We start from the raw sequence: 16943 nt of genomic DNA on the forward strand, positions 1-16943 counted from the left end.
CCCCCGGTGGTGGTCCCCGTTGCCCGCCAAGCGGGCCTGCCTGTCCTGCCCTTTGCCCTGACCACGGTGTGGCTCGCGAACACCGCCAGCATGTTGCTTCCCATCTCCAACCTGACCAACCTCTTGGCGCAACACAACCTGGGCGGAATCAGTCCCGCAGAGTTCGCCCATCTGCTGTGGGCGCCGTCCTTGGCCGCCGTCCTGGTCCCCTTGGCGTTCATAGCCATCGTTTTTCGGCGCGAACTACGCAAGACCTATGCGCGCGATTCCACCCGTCCAGCCCAAGGCATTTCGTCCAAGGCAACCGCCGACAACGTCCTGCTAGTCATCAGTGCCGTGGTCCTGTTGTTGCTGTTGCCGGCGCTGGTATCCGGGGTTGCCATCTGGATTCCTGCCGGGGCAGCTGCGGCCATCCTTGCGGCAGCGTTCGCAGTCCGTAGGCCAAAAGTGCTGAGGGTGACGTTGATTCCCTGGTCACTGCTGCTGTTTACCTGCGGTCTCTTCCTGGTGGTCGAGGCAAGCCAATACCTCGGAGCATCAGTGTTTCTTGGCCATGTGGCCGGGCAGGGGGATGGGTTCTTTGAACTACTGAGACTGGCCATGACGGGAGCCTTGGGCTCCAACGTGGTCAACAACCTTCCCGCCTACCTGCTGGCCGAACCACTGGCAGGAAACCCCCGGAGGATGGCCGCCCTTTTGGTGGGAGTGAACGCAGGGCCCTTGATCACGCCTTGGGCATCACTGGCCACCCTGTTGTGGCACGACCGGTTGGTGCGGATGAACGTGCTGATCAAGTGGAAGGGATACGCGCTCTTCGGCCTGATCGTGGCGCCCCTGACAATATTGGCCGCCGTTGCGGCGCTCGCAGCCTTTGGCCCTGGTGGGCTGCTCGGCTAGCCCAGGTAAAGTTCTCCCACAGGTACTTCTGCCGCCAAGCGGTTGGCCGGACCGGCCAGCGGGCACGCCCAAGCTTCGTTGTAGGCGCACGACGGGTTGTACGCAAAGTTGAAGTCCAGCACGAACTCTTGTTCAGCGCCGGTTCCCCGAGTCCCGTGGAACGAGCCTTTGACCGTGTCCAGAAGGTATCTTCCCGCTCCGTAGCTTCCGCCGTCTTTGCCGGCTGTCGAGTCACGGAAGGGCACGAAGATGCCGCCGCCATAGCTCCTAAGCCGCCAGGCGGCCAAGGAACCCAGCCCGGGTAGCTCAAGGGTGCCGATCCTTGTAAAGGGCACCACGCCGTCAGTCCCGGTTTCGACGTTCATCTCCTGGCCGGCTCCTTCGGGCGACAGGGCGGCGTACATGCGGAAAGAGGGATCGTAATCAGCGGTACGTAGCCCGGAAAATGAGGCTTTCATGCCGGCGGTCAGCGCTGAAGCAGGATGCGTGGCGAACATCAGGTCCCGTTCCTGCCGCCAAAACACGTGCGCGTCGAAAGGGCTGGTGGCTGCGAGTTGGCGCACCTTGTCGTAGAGAGCGAACGTCCGCAGGCGCCAGTCGGCTATATCAACCGCTGACATAGTGGGGATGTCGTCCTCGAAATAGTCCTGTTGATCGGGAGCCATACCCTCAGCCTAGTCCTGTGCGTGTCGCGGGATCGCCGCAGCTAGGCTGAGCTCATGAAGGGCATCCTGAACCTGCGCCGCATTCCGATGCGGTTCGCTGTCGTGGTACTGGCTGGTGCCGTACTCGCGGCTACAGCATCCTGCTCCGCTGAGAACAAAGGCCCGCAAGTAACCTCGACGGCCGGGTCCCAACCCAACAGTTCGGAATCAGGGACCGGCACTGCGGAAAGCACGACGCCGGCAACGGGCTCCGCGGCCGGCTCGCCGTCCGTAACCTCCACCGAAGACGCGAGCCCTTCGGCCAGCGCGGGACCCAGCCCGGCGGCAACGGCGGTGTCGTGGAAGACGTACACAGACTCCGCCAAGACCGTTAGCTTTGAGCTACCGCAGGAGTGGATAGCGCAGTCAGTGACGCCGGAGGCGGGCTCGCTGGCCCATGCCGTGAAGGTGGAGGTCAAGGATGCTGAAGGACGCTATATCGCCACCCTCCAAACAGGCCTGCCCTCAGCTGCGCCCGTTGCCTGCCCCGCCGGGCAGGCCCGCCCATACGTCGTGATCAGCAGCGTGCCCTTGGACGTCCCGCACTCGGATGGCCCGGAGACCATTGATCCGCGAGTGGTTTTCCGTGTGGTCCAGGGCTACAAATTTTTTGGCTCCTACGGCATCACCAACATGGTGGCGGGTGCTGACGGGCAGTCCTGTGAACTGCGGAACCGGGTTCAGGGCCCTGCCGGAAAGGGCGATATCTCCTTTGGCGATGTCCTGGCGATCCACGCCTTCGCCGCTGACGAGAAGGTGGCCCCGGCCAAGGCTTTCGATACTCTGGACCTGGCCGCGAAGTACGTGGTCCACGGACCTGAATTCGCCAATGTCCAACGGATGCTACTGTCTCTGAAGGTCAATCTGTAGTCCTGCGATTGGCTGATTCACACATACGGCGGCGATTGGGATACCCGCCGCAACCCACCCCGGAGATCAATGGAACGCAATGTTGCTGCCTCGCTCGTTTTCAAGACTGCAGCCAACACCAAGGTGGCCATGGCTATAGCTGTGGCCAACAACCATGGCTACGACGCAGTGGAGGAAACCCTGTCCATCACCATGGATGGTGCCGAGGTTCCCTTTGCAGAACTCAGCGACCACCATGGCGGCCGCTTCCACTACTTGGAGTTCACCGAGCCCAGCGAGGTAACAGTGGACTACCGGGCAACGGTTCATGGCCTTGGAGAGCCTGATACGTCCAGCCCGATGGAGCTCATCAGGTACGTCAGGCCCAGCCGGTACGCGGAGTCAGACAGGCTGCTGCCTACTTCCTATGCCGAGTTCGGCAGCCTGCAAGGTCCCGAACTGCTCCAAGCGGTACGCGACTGGGTGTACGGGGAATTGCGGTATGTCAGCGGATCGTCGCGGGGAACTGACGGAGCCGTGGAAACCTTGCTTCACCGCAAAGGTGTGTGCCGGGACTTCGCGCATCTGGCAATCGCCCTGTTGAGGTCCAAAGACGTTCCTGCGCGTCTGGCTGCGGTGTATGCTCCAGGGCTGAGTCCCATGGATTTCCATGCTGTTGCCGAGGCACACATCAACGGAGCCTGGCACATCATCGACCCCACCGGACTGGCTCCCCGCGAATCCATGCTCCGCATCACTGCCGGACGCGATTCATCGGATACCGCGTTCCTGTCCACCGTGGGCGGCAGCCTGTCCTTGAAAACGCTCAAGGTCAGTGCGTCGGTAAACGGAGAGCTCCCGGTGGAGGACCCCCGGGAGCTCGTCAGCTTGCGTTAGTGCCGGGCGGATTGCTTTAGTGTCCCGCAACCGAGGCGCGGAGTTTCTCAGTCAGTCGTAGAAGCTCCCGCTGCTCCTCGGCCGTGAGCGCAGGCGCCACCAAGTGCGCGATGTCCCGCACATGTTCCCGACCGATGGTTTTTTGAAGCTCACTGCCCGCTTCGGTGAGTGAGAGCAGGACTCCGCGGCCGTCGTCGGGCGCTGTTGTTCTTTCCACCAAACCGCGCTTCTCCAAACGGTCCACCAAGCGGCTCAAGCTGGACTGGCTCAGCAGGACTTTGTCGTTGATTTCATTTAGCCGAAGCTGGCCCGAAGGGCATGTGGACAACGTGAAGAGCACATCGTATTCCTTGACGGGCAGGGTCTTGAATGCCGGTCCCGACTGCAGCTTCCGCATCACCGCAACCTGGGAGCGGAACAACGACTCCCAGGTTTCGGCGGCGAGGCGAACGGCGGAGGACGCCGAAGGGCTGGACATCAGGCGTCCTGCCCCGCAGCACCAGCGGTAGCGGATTCGCTGACCGTGGCTTCCAGCGCGGCGGCGACGCGTGAGGCGTGGGTCGGTGCATCCGGCACGTGCGCTGGCTTCATGGCGGCGTATTCCTTACGGAGTACCGGCAGGACTTCTTCGCCGAAGAGGTCCAGCTGCTCCAGGACAGTCTTCAGGGGCAGGCCGGCGTGGTCGATCAGGAACAGCTGCCGCTGGTAGTCACCGAAGGCCTCGCGGAACGTCAGCGTCTTCTCGATGACTTCCTGCGGGCTGCCCACGGTCAGCGGAGTCTGCGAGGTGAAGTCCTCCAAGGACGGTCCGTGTCCGTAGACCGGCGCGTTGTCGAAGTACGGGCGGAACTCCTTGACGGCGTCCTGCGAGTTCTTCCTCATGAAGAACTGACCACCAAGGCCAACAATGGCCTGGTCTGCCTTGCCGTGTCCGTAGTGCTCGTAACGCTCGCGGTACAGGCCGATCAGCTGCTGGTAGTGCTCCTTGGGCCAGAAAATGTTGTTGGCGAAGAACCCGTCGCCGTAGTAAGCGGCAACTTCCGCGATCTGCGGCGTTCGGATGGAGCCGTGCCACACGAAGGGGGCCACGCCGTCGAGCGGCCGCGGTGTTGAGGTGAAGTTCTGCAGTGGTGTGCGGAACTTGCCGGACCAGTTGACCGTGTCCTCATCCCAGAGTTTGCGGAGCAGGCTGTAGTTCTCGATGGCGAGTTCAATGCCGTCCTGGATGTTCTTGCCGAACCAGGGGTATACCGGTGCTGTGTTGCCACGACCGAGGACCAGATCCACGCGGCCGTCGGAGAGATGCTGGAGCATGGCAAAGTCTTCGGCGATCTTGACCGGGTCATTGGTGGTGATCAGGGTGGTGGCCGTTGACAGCGTGATGCGCTCGGTCTGTGCTGCGATGTAAGCCAGGGTGGTGGTGGGGGAGGAGGAGAAGAAGGGCCGGTTGTGGTGCTCACCCAGGGCATAGACATCCATGCCGATTTCTTCCACCTTTTTGGCGATGGCAACGGAGGCCTTGATGCGTTCGTTCTCCGTGGGCGTGCGGCCCGTGGTGGGGTCAGTGGTGATGTCGCTGACGCTGAATACGCCGATCTGCATGATGTGCCTTTCTCCCTGCCCGAGGTCCCGGGCTCTGTAAACAGTGTACCTCAAACTAGATGCATTTGCATGTATCGATACCTGTAACAGGGCAGGGCCTGGAATTGTTCCCGGCCCTGCCTAGAGAGGGGTCAGTGCGTTGGGGAGCCCGTTATTCTCCGGGATTATGCGCTGCGCGGCGGCCTGTAACGCGCGGAATCATTCCAGTAGTCCAGTCCTGGAACTCGCCAGATCCGTTGCTGGAGCTGCCGTTGCTCCCACTGCCGCCGGGTCCGTCGTCACGTTTCGTAGTCGGCTTGTCCTGCAGGGCCTTCAGCAACTCCTTCTTCTCCCGGCGACCCTCCACAAGTTTGTAAAGGACCGGGACCAGGACCAGTGTCAAGGCAGTGGATGAAACCAGTCCACCGATCACCACGATGGCCAGTGGTTGCGAAATGAACCCGCCGCCGCCCGTGAGGCCCAGCGCCATGGGAGTCAGGGCGAAAACGGTGGCCAATGCCGTCATGAGGATGGGACGGAGGCGCTGCCGTGCACCGTGCGTAATGGCATCGGCAACGTTCATGCCTGGACTGCCGTCATGTGGTTTGCGGTATTGGTTGATGAGGTCGATCAACACGATGGCGTTGGTGACCACGATGCCAACCAGCATCAGCATGCCGATCAGTGACGGCAGACCCAAGGGAACGCCTGTCACCAACAGCAGGCCTACTGCGCCGGTAGCAGCGAAGGGTACGGAGACCAACAGGATGAGCGGTTGCACGAGTGATTTGAACGCGGCCACCATAATCACGTAGACGATCGCGATGGCTGCCAGAAGGGCCAGGCCCAGCTGCCGGAAGGACTCGGCCTGCTGTGTGGTGGCGCCGCCGATAGTTGCCGTGACCCCTGCAGGCAGTTCCACAGCTGCCAGCCTTTCCTGCACTGCGGCGCTGACGCTGCCAAGGTTGGAGCCGGAAGGCGTCACCGTAACCCTCGCGGTCCTCTGCCCATTGCTACTGGTGATGGATACGGGAGTATCAACCTGCTCGACGGCGGCAATCGTCTCCAGCGCCACCCCACCGCGGGCTGTGGGGAGCTGGAGCGCACGGACTGCGGCAATGCTGGTGAAGCGCGTGCCCTCGCCGATTTGAACCGGATAGTCGTTTGTTTCGATCCGCACCGTACCGGCCGGAATGGGGCTTACGGTGGATGCCAGGAAGGCGCCTACCTGCTCCTCCGTCAGTCCTGCTGCCACTGCCTTTGCCCGGTCAACGCGAACCTGGACCACCGACTGCGTTGAAGCGAGGTTCGTGGCGACTTCGGAGCTGCCTGGGACGCCTTCCATGGCCTTCACCATGGCATCGCTTGCTGTCTGCAGGTCTGCGGAGTTCGCTGCCCTGATGGTGATGTCCACGGTAGAGGAAGTACCGAATCCGCCCTGCTGGGATCCCACAGTGACTTTTCCAGCGGCCCCTTCCAGCTTGGCGCGGACCTCGTCCTGGAGTTTGCCTTGATTTACTTTCTCGTCGGTGACGATGGTGAACGTTGAGTTGGAGGACCCGGTTGACGTAAGGGCGGCGAACCCCGTTTGGGCATTCCCGGACGTGACCTGAACGTCCTTGATACCCGCAATGCCCTTGAGGGATTCCTCAATTTTGGCCGCTTCATCGCTGGTGGCCTGCAGGCTGGTACCCGGCGGCAGGACTTGGCGCACCGTCATGCTGTTCTCTCCGGAACGGCCCAGCAGGTCGGTGGCCAGAAGTGGCGAGACAGCGATGGTCGCCACCAACACCAGCGCTGCCGCGGACAGAGTGATGACCGGATGCTTTTGAGTCTTCGCAAGAATAGGAAGGTAGCCGCGCTGGAGGCGACTCCGCTGTTCGGCTTCACGGGCCTTCCCGGCGGCTTCCTTGGCAGAGACCTGTGCCGCAGCGCCGTTACCGGGGGTGGACAGGAACCAGTAGGCCAGGACCGGAACGATCGTCAGGGAAACCAACAGCGACGACAACAGCGCAATGGTCACGGTCAAAGCGAAGGGACGGAACAGCTCACCGGCGAGGTCGCCCACGAAAGCGATGGGGAGGAAAACGGCCACGGTGGTGAGGGTGGAAGCCGTGATGGCTCCGGCCACCTCCCGGATGGACGTCAGGATGGCTGTCAGCTTGTGTTCGCCGTAACTGAGGTGCCGTTTGATGTTCTCGATGACCACGATGGAATCGTCCACCACGCGCCCGATGGCAATGGTGAGGGCACCCAAGGTAAGGATATTCAGCGAATAGCCTGTGGCGGAGATGCCGATGAAGGTGATCAACAGGGACAACGGAATGGAGACAGCCGTGACCAAGGTGGAGCGCACGGACATCAGGAAAACCAGGATGACGGCGACAGCGAAGCCCAGGCCGAGGAGCCCCTCTGTCGTGAGGTCCTTGATGGACTTCTCAATGAAAGGTGCTTGGTCGAAGACCGGCGTGAAGGTCGCGTTATTGCCGAGCTCGTCTTCCATGGGGCCGACGGCGTCCCGCACCGCATGCGAAATCGCCACCGTATCGCCTTCGGGCTTCTTGGTGACGGACAGCGCCAGGGTTGGCTTGCCGTTGGTGCGGGTGATGGACGTAGCGGCGTCGTCCTCGATGCTGACGTCGGCCACGGCTCCGATGGTTGCAGCACTCTTGGTGCCGGCCAAAGGAAGTCCCTTGATGACATCCAGGGAATCCACGGGGCTGCCGAGCTGGAGGGACAGGGTCTTGCCTTGATCCTCGATGGTGCCGACAGGAACCAGGGTGCCGTTGTTTTTCAACGCATTGCTGATGGATTGGACCGAAGCCCCTGTAGTTGCCAGGTCAGCGGGGCGGGGCTGAATCAGGATGTGTTGGCTGGAACCGCCGGTCACCTCGGCGCCCCGGACGCCGTCGATCTTCTGCAACCGGGGAACGCTGAGCCGCAGGAGGTCGGCGTTGAGCTCGCTCAGGGGTTTGTCCGAGGACACCGCCAAGTAGACGATCGGGAAGTCGCTGATGTTGCCGGCAATGGATTGGGGTTCGACGTCGGCGGGCAGTACCCGCTTGGCGTTGGAGATCGCCCGGTCAATCTGGTTGCGCGCTCGGTCCAAGTTGGATCCGTAGGTGAACACCATGGTGATCTGCGAAACACCATTGCGGGACGTCGATGTGGTGGACTCGAGACCCTCGACGCTGTTCAAGGCGGTTTCCAACGGCTGGCTCAACTGCTTGTCCACAACCTCCGGGGAGGCTCCGGGCATGGAGGTCACCACAGTGATCTGCGGGAACTCGATGGAAGGAATAAGTTCCTGCTTGAGCGACCCCATGGTGATCACGCCGAACACCGCCGCAAAGACGGTGATCAGCGCGATCAGGGCCCGGTTTCCCAGGGACAGTTTGGCCAAGCGGAACATTGCATTGACTCCTGCGGTCTACGTGACGATTCGACTGACGGGAACCGGCCGCAGCCCCGGGTGTGGCCTAGCTTGGGATAGCGTTGGCCACTTCCAATTGCAGCGACCTGGCGGTGCTTGCTTCCAGTTCCGCGGCCAAGTCCGGATTCTCGTTGAGCTTGACGCCGTAGCCCGGCATCATGTCCTTGAGCTTGGACTGCCATCCCTTGAAGTTCTTGGGGAACGACTTTTGCAACAGTTCGATCATGATGGGCACGGCGGTTGAAGCACCCGGAGAAGCGCCCAGCAGGGCACCGATGGAACCATCGCGGGAAGCGATGACTTCAGTGCCGAACTGCAGGACGCCACCCTTCTGAGGATGCTTCTTGATGATTTGTACACGCTGGCCGGCGGTGATCAGTTCCCAATTGTCTCCTGCTGCCTCGGGGTAGTACTCGCGCAGGGCCTCCACCTTGGCCTCGTGCCGCTTGGCAACCTCCTTGATGAGGTAGGCGGTGAGGTCCATGTTGTCCTTGGCTACGGCCAACATGGGAATGATGTTTCCCGGCCGGATGGACAGTGGAAGATCCAGGTAGCTGGAGCTCTTCAGGAAGTTCGTGGAGAAACCTGCATACGGGCCGAAGAGGAGGGAACGCTTGCCGTCCACGTAGCGGGTGTCCAGGTGCGGGACGGACATGGGCGGCGCGCCGACGGATGCCTGGCCGTAGACCTTGGCACTGTGCTGCGAGGTGATTGCGTCATCCGTGCAGCGGAAGAACTGGCCTGAGACGGGGAACCCGCCGTATCCCTTGCTTTCAGGAATACCTGACGCCTGAAGCAGGTGGAGGGCACCGCCGCCGGCTCCAACGAAAACGAACTTTGCGTGGATGCGGCCGTGCTCGCCGGACTTGGGGTGCTTGAGGGAGAGGTCCCATCCACCACCTGCTGCGCGGTGGATGTTGGTGACGTCGTGTCCGTAGTTGACTTCGGCTCCGCTGCTTTGCAGGTAGCCCGTCAGCTCGCGGGTCAAGGCGCCGAAGTCGACGTCGGTGCCCTCCGCGGCGCGGGTTGCGGCAACGCGCTGCTTGCGGTCGCGGCCCTTGACGATCAAGGGGGCCCACTTGGCGATGTGGTCCTGGTCCTCTGTGTATTCCATGCTGCGGAAGAGCGTGTTGGGCTTCAGGGCCTCGTAGCGGGTCTTCAGGAAGTTCGCGTGGTCATCGCCAATGACGAAGCTCATGTGCGGGACGGTGTTGATGAAACCCTTCGGGGACCCGATCACGTTGCTGTCCACCAAGTGGGACCAGAACTGGCGGGACAGCTGGAACTGCTCATTGATGTGGAGGGCCTTGGAGGGGTCCACCGAACCGTCTTTAGCGGCGGGAGAGTAGTTAAGCTCACACAGCGCAGCATGGCCGGTGCCGGCGTTGTTCCATGGTCCGGAACTCTCGAGCCCTGCTTCGTCGAGTCTTTCGAAGAGGGAGATGGTCCAGGTGGGTTCAAGTTGCTTGATGAACGCACCAAGGGTGGCACTCATGATTCCACCGCCAATAAGGACGACGTCGGCATGTTGAGTCTTGGAAATGAAGGTCACGATCAATCTCCGTTAGCGGCGGCACTGGCTGTCACAGAATATCCCCGCGCAGACTCAATACTGAAATTGCGGGGAATCGTCAAGGCTTTAGGCGGACGTTTGTGAAAACTTCGTTGAGGACGGGGGAAGCCGGGTAGCTTTCCACCTTGTTGGACAGCGCCAGGGCCGAGATGGGGAAGGCGATGGGCACAGCGGGTACTGACGCCGCGATCTCTGCGTTGATGGCTTGATATTGGGTGTTGCGGTCGTCGCCTTCGGGCATTGCCCGCGCGCGTTCTATCTTGTGGAAGACTTCCGAGTCCGCGTAGCCGAACTCGGCGCGTGATTCGCCGAACAAGGGTCCCAGGAAGTTGTCCGCGTCCGCGTAGGACCCATTCCAACCGAGCAGGTGCAGGCCGCGGTCACCGGCGGACTGGACCCGTTGGAGGTAGCCGTCTTCCCAGTCGATGGGAACCGGCTTGATGTTGAAGCCGACAGCCACGAGTTGGCGGCTGAGCTCGGCGTAGATCTTCTCCGGGGTGGGCATGTAGGCCCGTGTGGCGTTGAGCGGGTAGTAGAACTTCAGCTCTTCGCCCTTGTATCCGGCTTTCTTCAAGAGCTCTTTTGCCTTCTCCGGGTTGTACCCCAAGGAGGGAGCATTGTTGTTGAAGCCACTAAGTTTGGGCGGCACGAACTGTGATGCCTGCGCAGTGTTGTCGATGAAGAACTTTCGGATCAACGCTTCCTTGTCGATCGCCATTTCTATCGCCTGCCGGACCTCAGGCTTTTCCAGAGGTGCTACAGCCTGGTTGATGCCGAGGTACATCACCGAGAACGGGTCGCGCTGGATGATCTGGACTCCCTTCTTGACCAATTGGTCAAAGGTCCCGGAGGTCACAAGATCGTAGGCGTCGATTTTTCCGTCCAGCAGGGCCTGTTGACGCGTTTCCGCGCGATCGTAGGGAATGAAATTGATGGTTGCTATCTGTCCCCGGTTGCCCCAATAGCCCTTGTAACTGGTCAGGGTGAGCTTTTTCTCGTCCCATCCAGTGAACTCGTAGGGGCCCGTACCCACTGGATGGCCGGCGTAGCTGGACATGGCTTGGCCATTCCGGACCTGGTCAAGGACGTTGGCTTTCTGTGCCTCCAGGGCGGCCGGGGAGGATATGGCGAAGGCCGGCAGTGTCAACGCCTGGAGGAATCCCGTGAAGGGACGCGTCAGATTAATCCGTACATCGCTGGTCGAGACCACTTTGCAGTCTTTGAAGATGGAGAACACCGGCTGGTCGGAGTAGGCCTTGAATACGCTTTGGAAAGAAATCCCGGGCGCTTGCTTTCGGAGGTCCTCGGGGAAGGTGAACCAGCGGTTGAAGTTGGCGCATACCGCGGTTGCGTCCAGTGGTGTGCCGTCGTGAAATGTCACGTCGGAGCGGAGCGTGAAATCGTAGCTCAGCCCGTTGTTGCTGTCTTTCCACTCGGTGGCGAGAAGGGGAGTGGTCTGCCCGGTCTCGCCGTCCACCCCCACGAGTCCTTCGAGGACTTGACGTGTGACCCGGTATGACTCGGAATCAGCGGTGACCGCAGGATCGAGGCCCAAGGGCATGGAAGCCGTGCCGAAATTGAAAGTTGCCGAGGGTTCGACAGCGGGGGAGTTGCTGGCGGATGTAGACAGTGCGGGGCCGGGTGTTCCTGTGCACCCTGCCAGTCCCAAAGCCACTACGGCAGCTCCGAACTGAATGCTTAGGCGCCGCATTTTGCTGCTTGCCACTCTTGTCCCCTCAAGCCGGTTGGAAGTGCTGTGGCCGGCTTCGGCCAGACCGCATTCCAGTCTAGTTGAACGTCCTGAGTGCACTTCCCAGCGCACCATCAGAATGCCCCGGCTGCTTGAGGAGAAAAATACCCCCGGTGCTGAAACCGGGGGTATTCGTGTATCTGTGCGCAAGGGGGGACTTGAACCCCCACGCCCGAAGGCACAGGAACCTAAATCCTGCGTGTCTGCCAATTTCACCACTCGCGCTGGCTGGCAACCGGACCGCCTGGCCGGACGGTCGATGCCACATACCGGCCTCCAGTGTACCTGCTACTAGTCCAGCTTGAGATCCCGCCGGAGCTTGGCCACGTGCCCGGTGGCGCGAACGTTGTATTGCGCAAGTGAGAGCTTTCCGTCGGGATCAACCACAAAGGTGGATCTGATCAGCCCCATATAGCTGCGTCCATAGTTCTTCTTCTCACCCCAGGCGCCATACGCCTCGGCTACGGCGTGGTCCTCGTCCGAGAGCAGGCGGAAAGTCAGTTGTTCTTCCGCGCTGAACTTGGCGAGTGCTTGGACGGGGTCCGGGGAGACGCCAACAACTTCGTACCCCGCAGCTTGGAGGGACCCGAGCGTGTCGCGGAAATCGCAGGCTTCCTTGGTGCATCCGGGAGTGGAGGCCGCGGGGTAGAAATAGAGGATGGTTTTCCGTCCCCGGAGGTCCCTCAAACTCATGCTTTTGCCGGTTTCGTCCCGAAGCGTGAAGTCCGGGGCGATGTCACCCGGGATAAGTCGTTCAGCCAAAATGTGCTCCTTACCAGTGATCGCGACCAGTGATCGCGATTTCCCAGTTTAGTGGGAGAAGCCGCGTCCTCACCGCTTCCGCGCATATACTATCGGCATGCCAGATATGGAGAGATGGCCCACCACACGATTGCTTTCGACAGCTGCACGCCTGGTGGAAATCTCGTGGAACGAAAAATTGAAGTCCATCGGCCTTACCCACGCCGGTGTCATTGCCATGCAGGTATTGGCTGCCAAGGGTGCCATTACGCAAGCGGCTTTGGCCGAAGTTGCGCGGGTCAAGGCCCAAACAATGGGAACCACGCTTGCGAGGCTTGAGCTGCACGGGCATGTCACCCGGCAACGCAGTGATTCCGACCGCAGAAGTCACGTGGTGACCCTTACTGATGCCGGCATCGCCGCTCTTGCTGAAGCAGTAAAGCTTGAGCAGGATGTCTTGTCGCCTGTCGCCGTGGACACCGCTCGCCTCCGCGAGGAACTTCGGATCGTTGTCCGGGGTCTTGCCGGGCTGTCGGCGCCGGAGCAGGAATCGCACCAGGCTGACACCGACCTGCCTCAAGTCTGACCGAAGCCTGTGGCCGGGGTTTCCATTGCGAAGCCCCGGCAAGGAAACAGAAAGGCTCCGGATCGTATCTACGATCCGGAGCCTTTCTCTATGGTGCACCCCCCGGGACTCGAACCCGGAACCCATTGATTAAGAGTCAATTGCTCTGCCAGTTGAGCTAGAGGTGCAACTATTGTTTCGGCTCATCCGGGCAATTTATATTCCCCGTTGACCTCTGCAACGACAAATAACTCTACACCACTATTTGACTGCTGGAGACCAAAAGGGCCATTGCGTGATGCACGCCATTTGTTTGACCTGAAAAGAGTCTTGAACAACGAAAAAGGCCTTGGAGTGATATTCACTCCAAGGCCTTTTGCTTGGTGCACCCCCCGGGACTCGAACCCGGAACCCATTGATTAAGAGTCAATTGCTCTGCCAGTTGAGCTAGAGGTGCAGCTGTTGATTTTGATCAAACCCGGAAGCTTTTCTTTCTCCGGCGATCTCCGCAACGACATGTAACTCTACACGACTTCCGCCCAAGAGGGAAATCCGCGCCTTGTCGCCGGCGGTCTCACCGCCCAACCTTCAGAATCACCGCAAAATCAGGGTTTCTGTTGTTGCTGATGACCCAGAGGGTGCCGTCTGGAGCTCGGGTTACGTCCCTGAGCCGCCCGTATTGTCCTGTGAAATATGCCACAGGAGTGCCCGCGTTCTCGCCCTCGAGCGGTACTGCCCACAGTCTTTGACCACGAAGCGCCCCCGTATAGGCAATGCCATCCACGATTTCAAGTCCGCTTGGTGAGGCGTCAGAGGTTGATGGCCAGACGACCTTCGCGTCGATCAGCCCGCTTCTGCCCGGCGCGCCGGTCACTGTAGGCCAACCATAGTTTCCGCCGGGGGTGATCAGGTTCAGTTCGTCATCCACGTCCGGCCCGAACTCGCTGGCCCAGAGGCGTCCGTCGCTGTCCCATGCCAGGCCCTGCACGTTCCGGTGCCCATAGCTGTAGACAGGGTTGTCGCCGAAGGGATTGCCCGGCGCCGGGCGTCCCTCCGGGGTGAGCCGAAGGATTTTTCCCCCCAGGGCGTTTATATCCTGGGGTTGCTCCCGGCGCTGTGAGTCCCCGGTGCCTACGTAGAGGAACCCATCGGGGCCAAAGCGGATTCGACCACCGTTATGGGTGGACGCCTTGGACATTCCGGAGAAGATCACTTCAGCCTCGCCCAGAGCCAATTGACCACCTGAGTCCTCGCTCAGCTTTATCCGTGCAATCCGGTTGTCGCTTGGCGACGTGAAGTACGCGTACAGCCACCGGTCCGTTGCGAAGTCAGGCGAGAGGGCCAGGCCGAGTAATCCACCTTCTCCGCCCGGGTCGACGCCGGACACCTCGCCAATCGTGGTGGCCTGGCCGTTTCGGATGCTCTTGACCTGGGCGGAGTCCCGCTCGGAGACCACGGCAGTGCCGTTTGGCAGGAAGGCGACCGACCACGGCAGCTCCAATCCGACGTCGAGCTTTTGAGCCACTTCCGGGATCAGTGGCGACGCCGGCGTCATGTGGCCGGTTCCGGGGGTGGGCGTCGCTGAAGAGGATGTTTCCTGTGGGGCCGCTGACGAGTTGGGTGTTGCCGCGGTGCCCGGCGACGAGGGACTCCCAGTGCATCCCGGTAGCGACAAGAGCAGCGCAAGCGCCGAGGCAGGCACCCATCGTCCACGCCGTTCCGGAGAGTGCCTGCCCATGTTCCTGCCTGCCTGTATTCCTGGCCGCGCGGGTTTTCTCAGTGCCTGCTGCGGCGAGGTGGGCGGAAACCGGCAGCCTCCGCGTGTGCGGATGATTCGAACCACACATCGGCAGCGGCGTCGTCATACCCTGCGGTGTCTTCGTCGTGGTACGTCATGTCCGAGGCGTTGGCCTTGACGGGATACGCCTCCCCTGGGGCGCTGGATGATCCGGTGCCGTAGGGATGCTCGACGGCCAGGTGGCCGGAGCCCGTCGAATCTTCGGCTGCTGCTGACTCTGCTCCCGGGAGGGTAGGGGAGTGGGCATCAGTGTACTCGTGATGATGGACAGGGGTACCGCTCTGGTCCGTCCAGGAAGACTCCCATTCGGCCTTATCTGCTGCCTCGTTGGAGGCGGCAGGGGGAGAACCTGCGTCCCAGTCGTCCACGTCACCGGCGCCTGCCTCACCGGCATCTGCGTCGGCAGCATGGATCTTCGTCTCCGTGTCCACCACGGGTTCGTCCACCACTGGTTCGTCAATCACGGGTTCGGCCACCGCGGGGGTTGCGATGACTGGTTCCGCCACGGTCAATCCGGGCGTGGTGGCCGGCTGAGCATCGGAGGCTACAACAGCTGGTGAATCGTCGACGGCGGCGCGGGGTTCGGCGGCGCGGGGTTCGGCGAGGTCGGGTTCGGCGGCGCGGGGTTCGGCGAGGTCGGGTTCGGCAACCCTTGGGTCCTCGACAGTCGGGCCGCTGCCTTCGGCGGCGGTCTTGCCCAGGTTGGTCACACCTGCCAGGCCGGCCACCCCTGCTGCCGTTGCAGCGGGGTCCGGCATGGAAGCTGTGTTGCTCGGCTCCATCGCTGCCGGAGCAGTGGTGCTGGTTGGCCCGGAAAGGCGATCATCGGCGGGAGCTTGGCTTGGGGTGCTATTCCGCGCCTTGTTGCGGTTCATTAGCCACCAAACAATTGCGACGACCAAAACAATGACAATGACCCAAATTAACCAGTCCATGGTGGATGCCCTTCTGCTCACTGGGGTGAAGCTCGTGGTAAAGCCGACGTTACGTGCCTGCTTATGGGCTGTCCAGCGTTTGACCTGCTGCTTCGCCTAATCTGACAGTCCCCTTACTAATTTACGACCCAAAATTCGTGGACAGGCATTTCTCCGTGAGTCGCCTAGTCTGGCTCCATGGACTTCAAAAGGCTGCAGATTCTGCGCGAATTAGCGGACCGGCAAAGTGTTGGCGCCACCGCCGAGGCCATGAATGTCACAGCCTCGGCAGTATCACAGCAGCTGAAAACGCTACAGGCGGAGATCGGTGTTGTCCTTGTGGAGAAGGTGGGCCGTGGCGTTCAGTTGACTGAAGCCGGGATGGCCATGGCGGCAGCAGCATCGGATATAGCCACAGCCATGGCCCGGGCGGAGTCCACCATTGACACCTACCGGAAGGGTTGGCAAACGCGCGTTACCGCTGCGTTCTTTCCCAGTGCGGCGGAAATGCTCCTTCCAGGCGTCCTGCACCGCGTTTCCTCCGTGGACGGGCTGACTTTCGATGCACATTTCGAGGATCCGGGAACCGCCCACTTCGCTCCTTTGGTGGCGGACTACGACATCGTGCTGGCGCACAGCGTGGACGGGCCGGAAGTTTTTGCCCGGCGGGGCCTGACTGTAGTGCCGCTTCTGGAGGAAGCTCTGGACGTTGCCATGCCGGCCGGCCATCCTCTGGCGGCAAAAGCCCGGCTAAGCCCGCAGGATGTTGTTGATTACCCGTGGATCGGCGTCCCGGAGGGCTTCCCGTTCGACACCGTCCTCCGCCAGATCGAACTCCATGCCGGCAGGCAGGCCCTGAGGGGTCAGCGATATCCGGATCTGAGGGTGCTTGAGGCTTTGGTATGCGCGGGGCATGGAATCTGCCTTCTGCCTCGCTATACTGCCCGGGCAAGTGCTCGGCGGGGACTCGTTCTTCGGCCACTCACAGGGGTCAAGGCGAGCAGAAGCATCGTGGCGTTGTCGCGGCAGGAAGTTGCAGCGCGGGCCACCATTGCCAGCGTTTTGGACATGCTCAAGAGTGAAGCTGAATCCATTGCCAAGGAACTCAATGAGTCACGTCCTACCTTCTGAGCTGCGGACCACGTGGGCGCGGACCATCGCTTGCGGGCAGGATGGCCGCAAAATCGCAACATTCGGCAGTTTGGGCTTAACCCGGCGTGCAGCAACGTACGCAGCCGCCC

The 16943-nt window shown here is 61.4% G+C and carries 14 protein-coding genes and 3 tRNA genes; 5 read left to right on the plus strand and 12 right to left on the minus strand.

Features of this window, described 5'->3' with window-relative positions; all coding sequences use genetic code 11:
- On the plus strand, window positions 1–897 hold an 897-nt coding region (locus tag A477_RS22350), incomplete at its 5' end, for an SLC13 family permease (protein WP_017199580.1).
- Here A477_RS22350 and A477_RS0113895 read toward each other — a convergent pair.
- Window positions 894–1562, minus strand: a complete 669-nt coding sequence (locus tag A477_RS0113895; RefSeq protein WP_017199581.1) for a DUF1684 domain-containing protein — start codon at window positions 1560–1562, stop codon at window positions 894–896. The genes A477_RS22350 and A477_RS0113895 overlap by 4 nt on opposite strands.
- A 54-nt stretch (window positions 1563–1616) precedes the next feature.
- Here A477_RS0113895 and A477_RS0113900 point away from each other — a divergent pair, with 54 nt between their 5' ends.
- Together A477_RS0113900 and A477_RS0113905 are read left to right on the plus strand one after the other, a co-directional pair.
- Window positions 1617–2471: a hypothetical protein gene (locus A477_RS0113900; protein WP_017199582.1), complete on the plus strand. Its 855-nt coding sequence runs from the start codon at window positions 1617–1619 to the stop codon at window positions 2469–2471.
- Between the two features lie 69 nt (window positions 2472–2540).
- Window positions 2541–3347, plus strand: coding sequence for a transglutaminase-like domain-containing protein (locus A477_RS0113905; RefSeq protein ID WP_017199583.1), 807 nt, complete (start codon window positions 2541–2543; stop codon window positions 3345–3347).
- Between the two features lie 16 nt (window positions 3348–3363).
- Here the strand turns inward: A477_RS0113905 and A477_RS0113910 are convergent, their stop codons facing one another.
- The 7 genes from A477_RS0113910 to bcp form a co-directional block, all read right to left on the minus strand.
- Entirely contained in the window at window positions 3364–3825 is a 462-nt protein-coding gene (locus tag A477_RS0113910; RefSeq protein ID WP_011775186.1) for a MarR family winged helix-turn-helix transcriptional regulator, read from the minus strand.
- Window positions 3825–4949 carry an LLM class flavin-dependent oxidoreductase gene (locus A477_RS0113915; protein WP_017199584.1) on the minus strand — a complete coding sequence of 375 codons (1125 nt, stop codon included), beginning with the start codon at window positions 4947–4949 and terminating at the stop codon, window positions 3825–3827. Before A477_RS0113915 ends, A477_RS0113910 begins: the two co-directional genes overlap by 1 nt.
- Before the next feature lie 151 nt (window positions 4950–5100).
- Window positions 5101–8340, minus strand: coding sequence for an efflux RND transporter permease subunit (locus A477_RS0113920; RefSeq protein WP_017199585.1), 3240 nt, complete (start codon window positions 8338–8340; stop codon window positions 5101–5103).
- A gap of 67 nt (window positions 8341–8407) precedes the next feature.
- Window positions 8408–9913, minus strand: a complete 1506-nt coding sequence (locus tag A477_RS0113925; protein WP_026005619.1) for a malate:quinone oxidoreductase — start codon at window positions 9911–9913, stop codon at window positions 8408–8410.
- Between the two features lie 79 nt (window positions 9914–9992).
- Window positions 9993–11660: an ABC transporter substrate-binding protein gene (locus A477_RS0113930; RefSeq protein WP_017199587.1), complete on the minus strand. Its 1668-nt coding sequence runs from the start codon at window positions 11658–11660 to the stop codon at window positions 9993–9995.
- A gap of 167 nt (window positions 11661–11827) precedes the next feature.
- Window positions 11828–11909 (minus strand) — tRNA-Leu (locus A477_RS0113935).
- A gap of 66 nt (window positions 11910–11975) precedes the next feature.
- Entirely contained in the window at window positions 11976–12446 is a 471-nt protein-coding gene (gene bcp, locus A477_RS0113940) for a thioredoxin-dependent thiol peroxidase (protein ID WP_017199588.1), read from the minus strand.
- A gap of 97 nt (window positions 12447–12543) precedes the next feature.
- Here bcp and A477_RS0113945 point away from each other — a divergent pair, with 97 nt between their 5' ends.
- A complete protein-coding gene (locus tag A477_RS0113945) occupies window positions 12544–13011 on the plus strand; it encodes a MarR family winged helix-turn-helix transcriptional regulator (RefSeq protein ID WP_026005620.1) in 468 nt (155 codons plus the stop codon).
- 91 nt (window positions 13012–13102) lie between these two features.
- On the opposite strand, the gene A477_RS0113950 is transcribed toward A477_RS0113945, so the two are convergent.
- The 4 genes from A477_RS0113950 to A477_RS0113965 all read right to left on the minus strand — a co-directional run bounded on the left by A477_RS0113950 (window position 13103) and on the right by A477_RS0113965 (window position 15723).
- Window positions 13103–13178: transfer RNA gene (locus tag A477_RS0113950), tRNA-Lys, on the minus strand.
- 193 nt (window positions 13179–13371) lie between these two features.
- Window positions 13372–13447: transfer RNA gene (locus A477_RS0113955), tRNA-Lys, on the minus strand.
- A 117-nt stretch (window positions 13448–13564) separates the two neighbouring features.
- Window positions 13565–14728, minus strand: coding sequence for a PQQ-dependent sugar dehydrogenase (locus tag A477_RS0113960; RefSeq protein WP_017199590.1), 1164 nt, complete (start codon window positions 14726–14728; stop codon window positions 13565–13567).
- A 38-nt stretch (window positions 14729–14766) separates the two neighbouring features.
- Window positions 14767–15723, minus strand: coding sequence for a sunset domain-containing protein (locus A477_RS0113965; protein WP_157367097.1), 957 nt, complete (start codon window positions 15721–15723; stop codon window positions 14767–14769).
- 177 nt (window positions 15724–15900) lie between these two features.
- Here A477_RS0113965 and A477_RS0113975 point away from each other — a divergent pair, with 177 nt between their 5' ends.
- A complete protein-coding gene (locus A477_RS0113975; protein ID WP_017199593.1) occupies window positions 15901–16833 on the plus strand; it encodes a LysR family transcriptional regulator in 933 nt (310 codons plus the stop codon).
- The last annotated feature ends 110 nt before the right edge of the window (window positions 16834–16943 follow it).

Source organism: Arthrobacter sp. M2012083 (assembly GCF_000281065.1).
In the GTDB taxonomy this organism is placed as follows: domain Bacteria; phylum Actinomycetota; class Actinomycetes; order Actinomycetales; family Micrococcaceae; genus Arthrobacter.

Bases quoted from the DNA above. Each gene is read 5' to 3' on its own strand.
- A477_RS0113960 (WP_017199590.1), bottom strand. From the start codon at position 14,728: ATGGGCAGGCACTCTCCGGAACGGCGTGGACGATGGGTGCCTGCCTCG.
- A477_RS0113910 (WP_011775186.1), bottom strand. From the start codon at position 3,825: ATGTCCAGCCCTTCGGCGTCCTCCGCCGTTCGCCTCGCCGCCGAAACC.
- A477_RS0113900 (WP_017199582.1), top strand. From the start codon at position 1,617: ATGAAGGGCATCCTGAACCTGCGCCGCATTCCGATGCGGTTCGCTGTC.
- A477_RS0113915 (WP_017199584.1), bottom strand. From the start codon at position 4,949: ATGCAGATCGGCGTATTCAGCGTCAGCGACATCACCACTGACCCCACC.
- A477_RS0113920 (WP_017199585.1), bottom strand. From the start codon at position 8,340: ATGTTCCGCTTGGCCAAACTGTCCCTGGGAAACCGGGCCCTGATCGCG.
- A477_RS0113975 (WP_017199593.1), top strand. From the start codon at position 15,901: ATGGACTTCAAAAGGCTGCAGATTCTGCGCGAATTAGCGGACCGGCAA.
- A477_RS0113965 (WP_157367097.1), bottom strand. From the start codon at position 15,723: ATGGACTGGTTAATTTGGGTCATTGTCATTGTTTTGGTCGTCGCAATT.
- A477_RS0113895 (WP_017199581.1), bottom strand. From the start codon at position 1,562: ATGGCTCCCGATCAACAGGACTATTTCGAGGACGACATCCCCACTATG.
- A477_RS0113945 (WP_026005620.1), top strand. From the start codon at position 12,544: ATGCCAGATATGGAGAGATGGCCCACCACACGATTGCTTTCGACAGCT.
- A477_RS0113905 (WP_017199583.1), top strand. From the start codon at position 2,541: ATGGAACGCAATGTTGCTGCCTCGCTCGTTTTCAAGACTGCAGCCAAC.